Source organism: Pseudomonas sp. c313 (genome assembly GCF_055407145.1).
Window position 1 is genome coordinate 54,299 of the sequence record NZ_JBUZRD010000013.1, and the last position, 14,841, is coordinate 69,139.

General features: G+C 59.3%; 13 protein-coding genes and 1 tRNA gene. 10 read left to right on the forward strand and 4 right to left on the reverse strand.

Features of this window, described 5'->3' with window-relative positions; translation table 11 throughout:
- The 5 genes from ACZRKZ_RS24265 (at position 1) to ACZRKZ_RS24285 (ending at position 4,039) form a co-directional block, all read left to right on the forward strand.
- Positions 1 to 360, forward strand: a complete 360-nt coding sequence (locus tag ACZRKZ_RS24265; RefSeq protein WP_149414240.1) for a DUF4810 domain-containing protein — start codon at positions 1 to 3, stop codon at positions 358 to 360.
- Complete coding sequence (locus tag ACZRKZ_RS24270; RefSeq protein ID WP_133103737.1) at positions 357 to 1,010, forward strand: DUF799 domain-containing protein; 654 nt, start codon at positions 357 to 359, stop codon at positions 1,008 to 1,010. The genes ACZRKZ_RS24265 and ACZRKZ_RS24270 overlap by 4 nt, the downstream gene beginning before the upstream one ends.
- Positions 1,011 to 1,143: 133 nt before the next feature.
- Entirely contained in the window at positions 1,144 to 2,817 is a 1,674-nt protein-coding gene (locus tag ACZRKZ_RS24275) for a vWA domain-containing protein (RefSeq protein WP_463982984.1), read from the forward strand.
- A gap of 32 nt (positions 2,818 to 2,849) precedes the next feature.
- A complete protein-coding gene (locus ACZRKZ_RS24280; protein WP_463982985.1) occupies positions 2,850 to 3,422 on the forward strand; it encodes an RNA polymerase sigma factor in 573 nt (190 codons plus the stop codon).
- Complete coding sequence (locus ACZRKZ_RS24285; RefSeq protein ID WP_463982986.1) at positions 3,419 to 4,039, forward strand: hypothetical protein; 621 nt, start codon at positions 3,419 to 3,421, stop codon at positions 4,037 to 4,039. The genes ACZRKZ_RS24280 and ACZRKZ_RS24285 overlap by 4 nt, the downstream gene beginning before the upstream one ends.
- Positions 4,040 to 4,108: 69 nt before the next feature.
- Here the strand turns inward: ACZRKZ_RS24285 and ACZRKZ_RS24290 are convergent, their stop codons facing one another.
- Positions 4,109 to 5,149: a virulence RhuM family protein gene (locus tag ACZRKZ_RS24290; RefSeq protein WP_463982987.1), complete on the reverse strand. Its 1,041-nt coding sequence runs from the start codon at positions 5,147 to 5,149 to the stop codon at positions 4,109 to 4,111.
- A gap of 80 nt (positions 5,150 to 5,229) precedes the next feature.
- Positions 5,230 to 5,306: transfer RNA gene (locus tag ACZRKZ_RS24295), tRNA-Arg, on the reverse strand.
- Positions 5,307 to 5,700: 394 nt separating this feature from the next.
- Here ACZRKZ_RS24295 and gabD point away from each other — a divergent pair.
- From gabD to ACZRKZ_RS24310, 3 genes are all read left to right on the forward strand, one after another.
- Positions 5,701 to 7,143 (forward strand): NADP-dependent succinate-semialdehyde dehydrogenase, encoded by a 1,443-nt coding sequence (gene gabD, locus ACZRKZ_RS24300; protein WP_149414235.1) that lies wholly within the window; start codon positions 5,701 to 5,703, stop codon positions 7,141 to 7,143.
- A 186-nt stretch (positions 7,144 to 7,329) separates the two neighbouring features.
- A complete protein-coding gene (gabT, locus tag ACZRKZ_RS24305; protein ID WP_463982988.1) occupies positions 7,330 to 8,607 on the forward strand; it encodes a 4-aminobutyrate--2-oxoglutarate transaminase in 1,278 nt (425 codons plus the stop codon).
- Between the two features lie 134 nt (positions 8,608 to 8,741).
- Positions 8,742 to 9,950 carry an HDOD domain-containing protein gene (locus ACZRKZ_RS24310; protein WP_463968894.1) on the forward strand — a complete coding sequence of 403 codons (1,209 nt, stop codon included), beginning with the start codon at positions 8,742 to 8,744 and terminating at the stop codon, positions 9,948 to 9,950.
- A 9-nt stretch (positions 9,951 to 9,959) separates the two neighbouring features.
- On the opposite strand, the gene ACZRKZ_RS24315 is transcribed toward ACZRKZ_RS24310, so the two are convergent.
- On the reverse strand, positions 9,960 to 10,961 hold the full coding sequence (locus ACZRKZ_RS24315) for a GGDEF domain-containing protein (RefSeq protein WP_463982989.1): 1,002 nt from the start codon (positions 10,959 to 10,961) through the stop codon (positions 9,960 to 9,962).
- A gap of 228 nt (positions 10,962 to 11,189) precedes the next feature.
- The gene (desA, locus tag ACZRKZ_RS24320) at positions 11,190 to 12,374 is read right to left on the reverse strand and encodes a delta-9 fatty acid desaturase DesA (RefSeq protein WP_463968896.1); all 1,185 of its coding nucleotides are present in this window, start codon (positions 12,372 to 12,374) and stop codon (positions 11,190 to 11,192) included.
- Between the two features lie 166 nt (positions 12,375 to 12,540).
- Here desA and dibA point away from each other — a divergent pair, with 166 nt between their 5' ends.
- Positions 12,541 to 14,451 (forward strand): phosphodiesterase DibA, encoded by a 1,911-nt coding sequence (dibA, locus tag ACZRKZ_RS24325; protein WP_463982990.1) that lies wholly within the window; start codon positions 12,541 to 12,543, stop codon positions 14,449 to 14,451.
- 187 nt (positions 14,452 to 14,638) lie between these two features.
- Positions 14,639 to 14,821 carry a sulfur starvation response protein OscA gene (gene oscA, locus ACZRKZ_RS24330; RefSeq protein WP_003170956.1) on the forward strand — a complete coding sequence of 61 codons (183 nt, stop codon included), beginning with the start codon at positions 14,639 to 14,641 and terminating at the stop codon, positions 14,819 to 14,821.
- Positions 14,822 to 14,841 lie beyond the last annotated feature (20 nt).

The window sequence follows — 14,841 nt, forward strand, 5'->3', positions numbered from 1 at the left end:
ATGAACAAGGCAGTGACGTTGGCGCTGATGCTGACAGTTTTAGCAACAGTAGCGGGGTGCCAGACGGCGCCCAAGCCTCTCTATCAATGGGAGAGCTACCAGCCGCAGGTTTACGAATACTTCAAGGGTGAGCCCAAGGAAGCCCAGGTCGAAGCGCTGGAGCGGGATCTGCAGAAGATCAACGCCAGTGGCCGCCAGGCGCCGCCGGGCTATCACGCCCACTTGGGCATGCTGTACCTGAGCATGGGCAAGGATGACCAGATGGTGCAGCAATTTCGCACCGAGAAGGCGCTGTTCCCTGAGTCCGCTGCCTATATGGACTTCCTGCTCAAGAACGCCAAGACCGGAGACGTCAAATGAGCCTTTTGAAACTCACTGGCGCTCTGCTGGCCCTGGCGTTGCTGGGCGGTTGTGCGGCACCCAAGACCGTCGACTACTCGGCGTTTAAACAGGCCCGGCCCAAGTCGATCCTGGTGCTGCCGCCGATCAACGAATCGCCGGAAGTGCAGGCGTCCTACAGCCTGGTGTCGCAGGTGACTTACCCGTTGGCCGAAGCCGGCTACTACGTGTTGCCGATAGCCCTGGTGGATGAAACCTTCCGCCAGAACGGTCTGACCACGCCGACGGACATCCAGGGCGTGGCACCGGGCAAGCTGCATGAAATCTTCGGTGCGGACGCCGGGTTGTACATCACCATCACTGAGTACGGCACCAGCTACATGCTGATCTCCAGTGAAACGGCGGTGACGGCGTCGGCCAAACTGGTAGACCTGCGTACCGGCACCACGCTGTGGACCGGCTCCGCTCGCGCCTCCAGCGAAGAGGGCGGTAACAATGGCGGCGGCGGTCTGGTGGGGATGCTGATCACCGCAGCGGTCAAGCAAATCATCAACAGCTCAACCGACGCCGGCCACCCGATTGCCGGCATCACCAGTGCGCGTCTGCTGTCGGCAGGCCAACGCACCGGGATTCTGTACGGGCCGCGTTCGCCCAAGTATGGGTCGGACTGATTGACCTGCAATAAACAGCCTGGCTACCTTCGGGTAGCCAGTCTTCGTATTTAAAATTTGCGGTTTTAACCCGAACCGTAATTGCCTTGCGTCTGACCTTGTGAACGGATCATTCACTCCCGAGGTTCAGCCCATGTCCCGTCCTCTTCTTCTCTTGCGCCCCGCAGCCCAGGGTTTTGCCGTCACCTTGCTGGTGGCGCTCGCCGGGTGCGGACTGTCCTCGTCCAGGGATGTGGCCAAGACAGCCGAAGCAGCCCCTGTTACCCCCAGCCCCGAATTGCATAGCGAGCCGGCTCGCGCTCAGGGTGCGTTGAGCAAACGCATGGCCATGCCTGCGCCGATGGCCTCACGGTTGGTGATGAGCGATTCGGTCGCGATGGAATACCGCGCTGAACCCCGCGAGCAGTACCAGAACCTGCCGGACAATCCGATCCATAGCGTCGCCGAAACCCCGGTGTCGACCTTCAGTGTTGATGTGGATACCGGCAGCTATGCCAACGTCCGACGCTTCCTCAATCAAGGCAGCCTGCCGCCCCAAGGCGCTGTGCGACTTGAAGAAATGGTCAATTACTTCCCCTACGATTACGCGCTGCCCAACGATGGCTCGCCCTTTGGCGTGACCACCGAGGTGGCGCCGTCACCGTGGAATGCCCACACCCGTTTACTGCGCATCGGCATCAAGGCTTCCGACCGCGCCGTGGCAGAACTGGCGCCGGCCAACCTGGTGTTTCTGGTGGATGTGTCTGGCTCCATGGACCGCCGCGAAGGCCTGCCACTGGTCAAGAGCACCCTGAAACTGCTGGTGGATCAGCTGCGAGATCAGGACCGGGTGTCTCTGGTGGTCTACGCCGGTGAGTCGCGCGTGGTGCTCAAGCCGACCTCGGGTGGTGACAAGGCGAAGATTCGCAACGCCATCGACCAGTTGACCGCTGGCGGTTCGACGGCAGGCGCCTCGGGTATCGAACTGGCCTATCAAATGGCCCGGGAAGGCTTTATCGACAAGGGCATCAACCGCATCCTGCTGGCCACCGATGGCGACTTCAACGTCGGCATCAGTGACTTCGACAGCCTCAAGCAGATGGCGGTCGACCAGCGCAAAAGCGGCGTATCCCTGACTACCCTGGGGTTTGGTGTGGATAACTACAACGAACACCTGATGGAACAATTGGCCGATGCCGGCGATGGCAACTACGCCTATATCGACAACCTGCGCGAAGCGCGCAAGGTATTGGTGGACCAGCTCAGCTCGACCCTGGCGGTGGTGGCGCGGGACGTTAAATTGCAGGTGGAATTCAACCCGGCGCAGGTCAGTGAGTATCGCCTGCTGGGTTATGAAAACCGCGCGTTGAAGCGTGAGGACTTTAACAACGACAAGGTCGATGCCGGTGAGATCGGTGCGGGGCATACAGTGACGGCCTTGTATGAAATCGTCCCCAAGGGTGAAAAAGGTTGGTTGGAACCGCTGCGCTATGCCACTAAGCCTGTATCAGGCGGCACGTCTGGGGAGCTGGCGATCTTGCGCGTACGCTACAAGACCGTCCAAGGAGGCAGCAGCCAGTTGATAGAACGCCCCATCAGCCGCGAGCAAAACGCCAGCAAGGCCAGCGATGACCTACGCTTCTCAGCCGCCGTGGCAGCCTTTGCCCAGCAGCTCAAGGGTGACGGTCGCTACACTGGGAACATGAGTTTGAAAGACACGGCTGCCTTGGCTCGTTCTGCCCGAGGCGACGACCCGTTTGGCTTGCGCAATGAGTTCGTGCAATTGGTCGAACTGGCGCAGAGCCTCAAGGCCTCGGTCAAACACTGAAGATGCTGAAAAGAAAGGAGTTCGCCACCCCCATGCCCGCTCCAGTTGATTCACCCAGCGACGAATCGCTGCTGGCCCGCTATCGCACCGGCGACACTGCCGCATTCGAGGCCTTGTACGCGCGTCATCGACAAGGCCTGTATCGTTTCCTCGTGTCCTTGAGCAACAAAGTGGAACTTGCCGAGGAAATCTACCAGGACACCTGGCTCAGCTTGATCCGCAGCGCCACTCAGCCACAAGGGCGAGCGAGTTTTCGTACCTGGCTGTTCCAGATTGCCCGCAACCGCCTGATCGATTACTGGCGTAAGCACGGCGTCCACAATCCGCTGCACGACAGCTACGATGAACAGCTTCACGCCCAGCCCGACGACAGCGGCAGCCCCGAACAACTCTTGAGCCTGAGCCGCGACCAGGGCCGTCTGGACGCCGCGTTGCAAGACTTGCCCGAAGACCAGCGGGAAGTATTCCTGCTGCGCCTGCACGGCGACCTGGAGGTGCCGCAAATCGCCGCGCTCACTGGCGCTCCACTGGAAGCGGTCAAAAGCCGCTTGCGTTACGCCCAGCAGAAATTGCGTCGACTGCTGGCCGAGGAGGTACCCGTATGACTGACTCCCGACACACCCCGAATCCCGACGACGAAGTGCTGATCCAACACTTTCGCCAACACACCAGCGGCGAACCGCCTGCTTCCCTGGACGCTTTCCTGCTGGCCACCGCCCGCCGCGAAGCCCCGGCGCCCCAACCAAATCTGTGGCAACGCTGGCTGCTGGCCTGCCAACGGCCACGCTGGCAAATGGCATTCGCCACCGTTGCCGGTGTGGCGCTGATGATTGGCTTGGTGGTGCGCTCGCCAGTGCCCAATGTCGACCTGCCCGCGCCAGCGGCGGCGCAGTACTCCGCCAGCCGCGAGGAACTCGCTCGCCCAGCGCCGCAAGCGTTGCAAGCGCCCGCACCGCCCATGACTCGACTCGCCATGGCACCCCAGGCGGACAGTGTGCAGGTTCAGGCTGAAGTGGCGGGAGCCATGGCGGACGAGTCTGTGGCAAAAATGAGCAAGCGAATGGCTGCCAAGCCACAGTCCCTGGAGCAAGGGCTTCAGGAAATTGTGCGCCTGCGCCAAGCGGGAGAGGCCAAGGCGGCCGATGAAAAGCTTCTGGCGCTGTATAAGCGCTTTCCTGAGGAAGACTTGCCGGCTCGGTTGGAGGCGTTGCAAAAACCATAAGTAAACGGCGGCCACAAAAAAGCCCCAGGTCTTTCGACCTGGGGCTTTCGTTCTAAAGACTAAGGCGTTTCAGTAATTCTTCTTCTGTGACATCGCACGCAATGCCTCAATGCTCAATGTCTCTCCCTCTGTTTCTTTCAGAGTCCTGCGTTGCTGGTTATAGCGTTCGTACTCCAGCTTCGCTTTATCATCGGCTGCGTGCTTGCTGATTTGTCCTGCACCTTGCAGAATTTCGCGGTCGTTGAAAGCTAGAAATTGATCCAGCTTCTCCTGCCAGTCGCGTAGGAAAATTTGCTTACGTCTCAACGCCTGATCTTCGGCAAAGTCCAGCCACATGGTGACAATGCGATTCAATGCAGAAATTTCGTGTTGCTGAAGATAGTTTTTAGCGATGGTCACATCACCCTTACGTACTTCATCACCCTTGAAACTGGTCAGGCCCATGTTCGGTTTGGCGGCATCAACACGTTGAGTAATTAACTCGGCAGCGGTCAGTCCGGTGCTGGCGAAATGAAGTTTGTTTTGGATGATCTGGAAGAATGTTGTGGTTTCACTATTCGACGGAGTGTAGTCGGCCGCCATCGCAAAAATTTCCCGAACTCGCAGATAGACCCTGCGCTCACTCGCGCGGATATCGCGAATGCGTTCAAGCAATTCGTCAAAGTAGTCAGGAACCAACGAACGACCCACGGGAGGGTTTTTCAGCCGCTCGTCATCCATGGTGAAGCCTTTGACCAGATATTCCTGCAGGATTTGCGTGGCCCACTGACGGAACTGAGTACCGCGCTTAGAGCGTACCCGATACCCTACCGCCAGAATCAGCGGCAAGCTGAAGTATCTGACGTTGTAGGGTTTGTCGTCGGCGGCAGTTGTTCGGTAAAACCGAACAACTGAATCCTCCACCAGTTCGCCCTCGGCGAAGATATGGCTGATATGTTCGCTGATGGTGGCTTTTGCCTTGCCATACAGCTCACAGATCATTGCCTGCGAGAGCCACAGGGTGTCGGTATCGAAGCGGCACTCCAGGCGAACCAAACCGTCACCGCTCTGGAACAACAACAGTTCACCTTGTGGTGCGGGAGGATGTTCGGTCTGGGTGCTATCGCTCATGTGAGACCTCTGTGATCGGGCTGATCGATAGTCTACAAAAAAGCCCCAGGTCTTTCGACCTGGGGCTTTTCGTCTGTATCTGGTGCACCCGGCGGGATTCGAACCCACGACCCCTGCCTTCGGAGGGCAGTACTCTATCCAGCTGAGCTACGGATGCTTGTGCGGGCGCCATCATACCCATGTCGACCTTGGGCGTCCATGCTGGTTTTTGGCCGTCTGCCGGCAGGATTCTGGAGTGTCGAGGCTCTGCCCCGGGCGGTATGGGTTGTTGGCACTGAACCAGGCGCAAGTACGCTTATCAGAAAATCTCGGCAAATACGCCGTTTTCGTTCTTTTTTTCGAACAGACTATTGTCCTTTACCCCCATTGATCCTAGGATTCGTTTGAGATTTCAAACGCTCCTCCCTGGGTGCTGAACCGCACATCTGTCTTTTGTGCGCTATTTATGTGCTTGCGCCCGGTGAATGATTTCCCTGACGGCAGCCTTCAAGGCGCCTTTCAACAACTCTAATTTGCTCCGCGCGCGCGCGGTGCTGTTAAGGAAAGCCGACATGCAGCTTAAAGACACCCAGTTGTTCCGCCAGCAAGCCTTCATTGATGGCGCTTGGGTCGATGCGGACAACGGTCAGACGATCAAGGTTAACAACCCGGCTACCGGCGAAATTCTGGGTACCGTGCCGAAAATGGGCGCCGCCGAAACCCGCCGCGCTATCGAAGCGGCCGACAAGGCCCTGCCGGCCTGGCGTGCACTGACCGCCAAGGACCGTGCGAACAAGCTGCGTCGCTGGTTTGAACTGATCATCGAAAACCAGGACGACCTGGCTCGCCTGATGACCCTGGAACAGGGTAAGCCGCTGGCCGAAGCCAAGGGCGAAATCGTCTACGCCGCCTCGTTCATCGAGTGGTTCGCCGAAGAAGCCAAGCGCATTTACGGTGACGTGATTCCGGGCCATCAGCCGGACAAGCGCCTGATCGTGATCAAGCAGCCGATCGGCGTGACCGCTGCTATCACGCCGTGGAACTTCCCCGCCGCGATGATCACCCGTAAAGCCGGCCCGGCCCTGGCTGCCGGTTGCACCATGGTGCTCAAGCCCGCCTCGCAAACGCCGTTCTCCGCGTTCGCCCTGGCTGAGTTGGCCCAGCGTGCCGGTATTCCCAAAGGCGTTTTCAGCGTGGTCTCCGGCAGTGCTGGCGATATCGGCAGCGAGCTGACCAGCAACCCGATCGTGCGCAAACTGTCCTTCACCGGCTCCACCGAAATCGGTCGCCAATTGATGGCCGAATGCGCCAAGGACATCAAGAAAGTCTCCCTGGAACTGGGCGGTAACGCGCCGTTCATCGTGTTCGACGACGCAGACCTGGATAAGGCCGTCGAAGGCGCGATCATCTCCAAGTACCGTAACAACGGCCAGACCTGTGTCTGCGCCAACCGCCTGTACATTCAGGATTCGGTGTACGACGCGTTCGCCGAGAAACTGAAAGTGGCGGTGGCCAAACTGAAGATCGGCAACGGTCTGGAAGAAGGCACTACTACCGGCCCGTTGATCGACGAAAAAGCCGTGGCCAAGGTTCAGGAACACATCGCCGATGCCCTGAGCAAAGGCGCAACGCTGCTGGCCGGGGGCAAGGTCATGGAAGGTAACTTCTTTGAGCCGACCATCCTGGTCAACGTGCCGAAGAACGCCGCCGTGGCCAAGGAAGAAACCTTCGGTCCATTGGCACCGTTGTTCCGCTTCAAAGACGAAGCCGAAGTGATCGCGATGTCCAACGACACCGAGTTCGGCCTGGCCTCCTACTTCTACGCCCGAGACCTGGGTCGTGTGTTCCGTGTGGCCGAAGCCCTGGAATACGGTATGGTCGGCGTCAACACCGGGTTGATCTCCAACGAAGTGGCGCCGTTTGGCGGCATCAAGGCTTCGGGCCTGGGCCGTGAAGGCTCCAAGTACGGGATCGAGGATTACCTGGAAATCAAATACCTCTGCCTGGGTATCTAAACCCGGCAAGGCATTGCGTTAAACGCAAAGGGCACGAGAGCGCTGTCCCTTTGCGTGTTTCAAAACGTTATTACGCAAGTGGCCGGAAAGCTGTGGCAGTCGATCATCGCATGCTGCCGTAGTTGCCTCCCGCCACGTACTCCTTGAGCTACGCCGCCCGATGAGCGGCGAATGAGGACTTTTTTGATGAGCAAGACCAACGCTTCCCTGATGAAACGCCGCGAAGCCGCAGTACCGCGCGGTGTTGGCCAGATTCACCCGATCTTTGCCGAGTCGGCGAAGAACGCCACCGTGACCGACGTTGAAGGTCGTGAGTTCATCGACTTCGCCGGCGGTATCGCCGTGCTGAACACCGGCCACCTGCACCCGAAAATCATCGCGGCCGTGACCGCCCAGCTGAACAAGCTGACCCACACCTGCTTCCAGGTGCTGGCGTACGAACCTTACGTTGAGCTGTGCGAAAAAGTTAACGCCAAGGTGCCTGGTGATTTCGCCAAGAAAACCCTGCTGGTGACCACCGGTTCCGAAGCTGTAGAAAACGCCGTGAAAATCGCCCGCGCCGCCACTGGCCGTGCCGGCGTGATTGCCTTCACTGGCGCTTACCACGGTCGCACCATGATGACCCTGGGCCTGACCGGTAAAGTCGTGCCTTACTCGGCCGGCATGGGCCTGATGCCTGGCGGTATCTTCCGTGCGCTGTACCCGAACGACCTGCACGGTGTGAGCGTGGATGATTCCATCGCCAGCATCGAACGTATCTTCAAAAACGATGCCGAGCCGCGTGATATCGCGGCCATCATCATCGAGCCGGTGCAGGGCGAAGGCGGTTTCTACGTCGCGCCTAAAGCCTTCATGAAGCGCCTGCGCGAACTGTGCGACCAGCACGGCATCCTGCTGATCGCCGACGAAGTGCAAACCGGCGCTGGCCGCACCGGTACTTTCTTCGCCATGGAACAGATGGGCGTTGCCGCCGACCTGACCACCTTCGCCAAATCCATCGCTGGCGGCTTCCCGCTGGCCGGTGTGTGTGGCAAGGCTGAATACATGGACGCCATTGCGCCAGGCGGCCTGGGCGGCACCTACGCCGGTAGCCCGATCGCTTGCGCGGCTGCGCTGGCGGTGATGGAAGTGTTCGAAGAAGAGCACCTGCTGGACCGCTGCAAGGCGGTGGGCGAGCGTCTGGTGACCGGCCTCAAGGCTATCCAGGCCAAGTACCCGGTGATCGGTGACGTGCGTGCCCTGGGCGCGATGATCGCGATTGAGCTGTTCGTCGATGGCGACAGCCACAAGCCGAACGCCCCGGCCGTGGCCGCCGTGGTCGCCAAGGCCCGCGACAAGGGTTTGATCCTGCTGTCCTGCGGTACCTACGGCAACGTGTTGCGCGTACTGGTGCCGCTGACTTCGCCGGACGAGCAATTGGATAAAGGCCTGGCAATCATTGAAGAGTGCTTCTCCGAGCTCTGATTTAGCGTGACCTGATCTACAAAAAAACCGCTTCGGCGGTTTTTTTGTACCCTCAGAAACATATCAAGGGAATTTTCCTGTATCCAAATGCCAGCATTGTCTAAGGTGCAAGGATTGCAGAGGGAGCGTGTTGGATGGTTGCTGTTGATTTGCCTGCTGTACCCCGTGTGTTGATCGCCGAGGCGGACCCCTGGTCGCGGGATCTGCTCAAGCAGGTATTGTTGAATGTGCGCTGTGACGCACGGCTGGACGTGTGCGCCGACGGGCAGCAAGCGGCTGCGCTATTGAGTGAAAAACCCTACGACCTGATCATCGCCGACTGGGATCTGCCCGGCGTCGACGGCCTGAGCCTGTTGCGTACCGTGCGCCAGCGTCGACGTACACCGGCGTTGCCGTTCATCCTGCTGAGCACCCGCAACGACAGCGCCAGCGTGCGCGAAGCATTGCCCCTGGCGCCGACCGCGTACTTGACCAAACCCCTTAACATGGAAGGCCTGACCCAGCGTCTGCAGGACTTGCTGCTTAACGAGGGTGAAACCGTTTGCTGTGAAGCCCCGGCCCTGGCCGCCGGCATGACCCTTCCGGCGTTCCTGGAGCACCGCCGCGAACTGTCCGATGGCGCGCCGCTGCGGGTCGACGTCAAGGCGGTGGTGCAACACAGTCTTGCGCCGGAAGGCCTGGACCTCAGGCGCCTGGAAGAGCAGATCAAGGTTGATCCGCAAATCACCGCCGTACTGATCGCCGCCGCCAACAGCGCCGGGCATCACGGCGTGCCGGTGCAAACCTTGTCCATGGCCCTGCACAAGCTGGCGGCCGGGCAGAGCATGAATTTGATCCTGGGCCTGGCCCTAAAGCACAACGTGATCTTGAGCGACGCCAGCCTGGTGGATTACGCCGAACGTCACTGGCAACTGTCCCAGCGTACCGCCGATTACGCTCGCTCCCTGGCGCGCATGCTTGATCTGGACCATGAGCGCTGCTACAGCGCCGGCATTCTCCACCGGCTGGGCGATTTGGCGCTGCTGCGGTGTTTACAGGAGTGGCGCCAGGGCGGTGGCGAACTGGATGTCGAACTGATTGGCGAGTCCCTGTATACCTTCGGCGCCAACTACGGCTCGGCATTGCGCATCCGCTGGCGCTTGCCGCTGGAACTGCGTCAGCTGATCGCGGCGATCTATTCCCTGGAAGGCGGGGTGTATTCCCGTGAAGCGCTGGTGGTGAACATAGCGGCGCAATTGGCGCGGCTGACCGAGCATGAAGGCGTCGAGGAACTGGCCAGGGGCAAGACGGCGCGGTTGCTCAAGGTAGGTTTGTCGGAGCTGATGCGCATCCGCAAGGTTTGATGCTGATCATCAGCCTGAGATAACTCGATTCTTGCCCTGGCGCTTGGCCTCATACATCGCCGTATCGGCTCGGGCGAACAGGCTGTCGAGGTTCGCATCGTCGCCAGTCATGTTTGCCAAGCCCTGGCTGACAGTTACCCCGTAGCTCTGTTCTTCATGGCTGAAACTTAGCTTCGCAATCTCCTGCCCCAGACGCTCGGCCACCTGCCTGGCCATTTCCGGCGCGCAACCGGGCAGCACTGCGGCAAACTCTTCGCCGCCAATGCGCCCGAACAAATCGCCACGGCGTAAAACTCCTCGACCGCTCTCGGCGATACGCTGCAGCACCTGATCACCCTCCAGATGGCCGTAGGTATCGTTGACGGTCTTGAAGTCATCGATGTCCAGCAACAGAAATGCCAGTGGCGTGCCTTGGACGCAGGCGCGCTCGAATTCATGGTTGGCGCATTCGAAGAAGTGCCGACGGTTGCTGCTTTTGGTCAGCGCATCGGTGGTGGCCAGGCGTTGCAGTTCCAGCTCCAACTGCTTTTTTTCGGTGATGTCTTCAGCGATGCCCACCACGATGATCGGCTGACCGGGTTCGGCCTGCTGGTTGGTAAAGCATTTATCGCTGAGCCAGCGGATCTGCCCGTCTGTGGTGATGATACGGTACTGGCGGTCTTCCACGGCGCCTTTGTCCAGCACCAGCGCCAGGCTGTGTTCGGCGTAATCGACGTCTTCGGGGTGGATGCTGTTGTGCCATTCCCTGTGGTCGGCCATCAACAGACCCGCCGCGCGACCAAAGATGCGCTCGTAGGCTGGGCTGACGTACAGCACGCGACGGGTGTCCCACTCGATCGCCCACAGCACGGCGTTGACGCTGACCAGTAACGAACTCAACAACTGCTCGCGTTCGCTCAGGCGCTCCACTTCGCCCTGGGCATGCTTGAGCGCCAGCAACGTGGCGGCAGCCGCAGGCCGTGCCTGCTCAGCGATGGGAATATCGGGAGGGGAGTTTTTTTCGTGGACCATCGGCACAACTCTCTCTGGGCGTGCCGCAGGATCAGATAGCGGTCACAACAAGGTGCGCCAGGATGGCGAAGTGTTGTTTGAGAGAGGAGATTTGCAGCGAAGTTCCGTTATCGGTGGCGATTGAGACGGAAAATTCGGCGACTGTGTAATGGCGCCAAAAAACTGTGGGGAGGGGTTTCTGTGGCGAGGGGACAAGCCCCTCGCCACAACAAGCCCTCGGGCATCCAATCAGACCGTTGCAGGGCGCAGTGAGTAGGTTTTCAACTGATGGGCAAAGTCACGCAGGGATTGAATCCCGCTGGCCTCGGCCTCGTGGACCCATTCCTTGATCGCCGCCAGCATGTCGTGGCCATTGGTGCTGGTCTTGAGCCAGATCTGTTGCAGCGCCAGACGTTTTTCGTAGATCACTTTCAGCGCCTGGCTGTGCTCCAGCATGCTTTGGATGCGCAGGTGATGGCGGTCATCCAGCAGGCTGGTTTCCCGCGACAGCAGGCGCTTGGCGCGATGGAACTGGTGGCGGACGGAGTGATCGACCTTCTCCAGCTCCTGCTTGACCAGCGGCGCAATCACCAACTTGCGGTATTGGGCCATGATCTGGAAACGGTTGTTAAGGATCGCCATGGCGGTATCCATGTCCAGGTGGCCCTTGCCTTCGACCCGGTGGGCGATGGGCGCAACGCGCTGGACCTTGGCCAGGCGCAGGAAGCTGAACACCTTGATCCAGGCCCAGCCCATGTCAAATTCCCATTTCTTCACCGACAACTTGGCGGAGTTGGGGTAGGTGTGATGGTTGTTGTGCAGCTCTTCGCCGCCAACAATGATGCCCCAGGGGATCAGGTTGGTCGCCGCGTCACGGCATTCGAAGTTGCGGTAGCCGACGGCATGGCCCAGGCCGTTGATCACGCCGGCGGCCCAGAACGGAATCCACATCATCTGGATGGCCCAGATGGTGATGCCGATGGTGCCGAACAGCAGCAGGTCGATCACACCCATGATTGCCACGCCCAGCATCGGGAAGCGGGTGTAGAGGTTACGTTCGATCCAGTCTTCCGGGCAGTTCTTGCCGTAGATGCGCAGGGTCTCGGGGTTTTCCGCCTCGGCGCGGTACAGCTCGGCGCCCTTGCGCAGGACGGTGGACAGGCCCTTGATCACCGGGCTATGAGGATCGTCGACGGTTTCGCACTTGGCGTGGTGTTTGCGGTGGATGGCAGTCCACTCGCGAGTGTTCTGCGCCGTGGTCAGCCACAGCCAGAAGCGGAAGAAGTGTTTCAGGCCAGCATTGAGCTCCAGGGAGCGGTGGGCTGAATAACGGTGTAGATAGACGGTGACCCCGACAATGGTCACGTGGGTCATCAACAGAGTGACTGCCACCAGTTGCCAGGCCGACAAGTCAAGAAAACCGTTGTACCACATAGGTTGTATGGCCCTCAGATAAAGAAAAAAATAGCATCCGCATTATCACTCAGCACACGGATAAAACCAGTCACCGTTTCAGATAAGACTTACAAAGTGTTTCTTACCCTATAATCCTGGCTCTTTGTAGGGGGATTCTGGTTTTTGAGTAAGGATTACTGACTATATGTTGTTTGCATACCGAGGTGCCCTGCGTGCAGGGCTGGTGTACCTGCTGGTTTCTATTGTGTGGATACAGCTCAGCCAGCGGTTATTGATCAATCTTTTCGATGAGCCGACGGAGTTGATCCACTGGTCGATAGTGCGGGGGTATGCCTGGATTAGCCTGAGTGCCCTTGTTATTTTTCTACTGTGCGCCCGTTTTGCGCGGACAAACCTGATCCAGCAACCCTTGAAGGAAAATCGCGAGCGCCTGCGCCAGGCTGCAGCGGTGTTCGATTGCACCCGCGAAGGGGTGCTGGTCACCGACGCCCAAGGCCTGATTGTCCACGTCAACCGTGCCTTTATCGAAATCACCGGCTACCGATGTGAAGACGTCATGGGTCGCCAGCCCAGCCTGTTTAAATCCGGGCGCCATTCGGCGGTTTTTTATGAAGAAATGTTCCAAACCCTCGGGCGCGACGGCGAATGGAGCGGCGAGATCTGGAACCGCCGAAAAAGCGGCGAAATTTATCCACAGTGGCAGACGATCCGGGTCATCCATGATGATCACGGTCGAATCAGCCACTACGTAGCCGTATTCTCCGATATCAGCGCGATCAAACATTCCGAGCACGAACTTGCGCACCTGGCGCACCACGACCCGCTGACCGACCTGCCCAACCGCCTGCTGTTCACTGACCGTGCCGAGCAGGCGCTGGCGTCGGCGCAGACTAACAAGCGTGGCTGCGCGCTGCTGTTGCTCGATCTGGACCACTTCAAAATCATCAACGACAGCCTCGGCCACAATGTCGGCGACCAGTTGCTCAAGGCTGTGGGCGAACGGTTGCAAGGCCTGTTTGGGCCCGGCGTAACCCTGGCGCGCTTGGGGGGCGATGAGTTCGCGGTGCTGGCGGAAAGTTGTCCACAGGTGGTTCAGGCTGCCGCCATGGCACAACTGATCATCGACAGCATGAAAGATCCGTTCACCTTCGACGGCAATCAACTCTTTATCAGCGCCAGCATTGGCATCAGCTTGTTTCCCAGCGATGCCCTGAGCGCCGAGCAACTGCTGCGCAACGCAGACTCCGCGCTGTTCAAGGCCAAAAGTGCCGGCCGCGAAGATTACGCCTTGTACACCGAAGAGCTTACCGCCCACGCCCAGCACCGAGTAGAGATCGCCAGCGAACTGCGCCGTGCCCTTGAACAGCAGGAGTTGCGGGTCTATTACCAGCCTGTGCACGACCTGCAAGGCAGCCGCCTGATCGGCGTCGAAGCCTTGGTGCGCTGGCAACATCCGGTACGCGGCCTGGTTGCGCCTGCGGAATTTATCCCCATCGCCGAACGCACTGGGCTAATTGTCGACATCGATGCGTGGGTCATGGACCAGGCCTGTCGCCAGATGTGCCAATGGCTGGCGCAGGGTGTGAACTTGTCGTTCCTTGCAGTGAATATTTCCAGCCGTCTGTTTGCCCGGCGCGAGTTGTACGACCAGGTAGCCAAGGTGTTGCACGAGACCGGCCTGGACCCGGCCTTGCTGGAGTTGGAAGTCACCGAAAGCGCGGTGATGAACGATCCGGAAGTGGCCCTGGAGCAACTGCACCGCCTGCGGGAACTGGGTTTGCGCCTGGCCATCGACGATTTTGGCACCGGCTATTCGTCGCTGCTGCGCCTCAAGCGCTTGCCGGTGCAGAAGCTCAAGATTGACCAGGGCTTCGTCGCCGGTCTGCCGTGGGATGAAGATGACGCGGCGATCGTGCGGGTGGTGATTGCCCTGGCGCAGAGCATGGGCATGCAGGTGCATGCTGAAGGCATCGAGCAGGTTGAGCAGGCGCGGTTCCTGCTGGACCTGCAGTGCGACATGGCCCAGGGGTATTGGTTTGGCAAGCCGATGCCGGCCAATGAAATTGAGTGGGACAGGGCGCCCGCGATTCGTTAGAACCCTGCTACGAAATATCTTCCCCGCAAAAAACCGTCGCAACCCCCCGCGCCGCCAGAAAATTCTTTCTGGTTATATAAACATTCTTAAATAGTATTTTTAAGAATATCCGCGCTTATCTACTATCGCCCTCACGCCGCAAGCAGTGCCGCCACTGCCAGGCACTTCTCATTTCAGGAGCACGACCATGAGCGCATCTCTACGTAGCGTTGACGGCCAGGACGAAGCAGCCATTTTGCGCGAGATCCAGAGCGCCCTGCGCGATCTGCGGTTTGGCGCAGTGGAGATCACCGTGCACAACGCACAAGTGGTACAGATCGAGCGCAAAGAGAAATTCCGTTTGCAGAATCCGGGTAACAAGCCGAGCTAAAGCAAGATCGGCGATTCGAT

Bases quoted from the DNA above. Each gene is read 5' to 3' on its own strand.
- ACZRKZ_RS24265 (WP_149414240.1), top strand. From the start codon at position 1: ATGAACAAGGCAGTGACGTTGGCGCTGATGCTGACAGTTTTAGCAACA.
- ACZRKZ_RS24270 (WP_133103737.1), top strand. From the start codon at position 357: ATGAGCCTTTTGAAACTCACTGGCGCTCTGCTGGCCCTGGCGTTGCTG.
- ACZRKZ_RS24275 (WP_463982984.1), top strand. From the start codon at position 1,144: ATGTCCCGTCCTCTTCTTCTCTTGCGCCCCGCAGCCCAGGGTTTTGCC.
- ACZRKZ_RS24280 (WP_463982985.1), top strand. From the start codon at position 2,850: ATGCCCGCTCCAGTTGATTCACCCAGCGACGAATCGCTGCTGGCCCGC.
- ACZRKZ_RS24285 (WP_463982986.1), top strand. From the start codon at position 3,419: ATGACTGACTCCCGACACACCCCGAATCCCGACGACGAAGTGCTGATC.
- ACZRKZ_RS24290 (WP_463982987.1), bottom strand. From the start codon at position 5,149: ATGAGCGATAGCACCCAGACCGAACATCCTCCCGCACCACAAGGTGAA.
- gabD (WP_149414235.1), top strand. From the start codon at position 5,701: ATGCAGCTTAAAGACACCCAGTTGTTCCGCCAGCAAGCCTTCATTGAT.
- gabT (WP_463982988.1), top strand. From the start codon at position 7,330: ATGAGCAAGACCAACGCTTCCCTGATGAAACGCCGCGAAGCCGCAGTA.
- ACZRKZ_RS24310 (WP_463968894.1), top strand. From the start codon at position 8,742: ATGGTTGCTGTTGATTTGCCTGCTGTACCCCGTGTGTTGATCGCCGAG.
- ACZRKZ_RS24315 (WP_463982989.1), bottom strand. From the start codon at position 10,961: ATGGTCCACGAAAAAAACTCCCCTCCCGATATTCCCATCGCTGAGCAG.
- desA (WP_463968896.1), bottom strand. From the start codon at position 12,374: ATGTGGTACAACGGTTTTCTTGACTTGTCGGCCTGGCAACTGGTGGCA.
- dibA (WP_463982990.1), top strand. From the start codon at position 12,541: ATGTTGTTTGCATACCGAGGTGCCCTGCGTGCAGGGCTGGTGTACCTG.
- oscA (WP_003170956.1), top strand. From the start codon at position 14,639: ATGAGCGCATCTCTACGTAGCGTTGACGGCCAGGACGAAGCAGCCATT.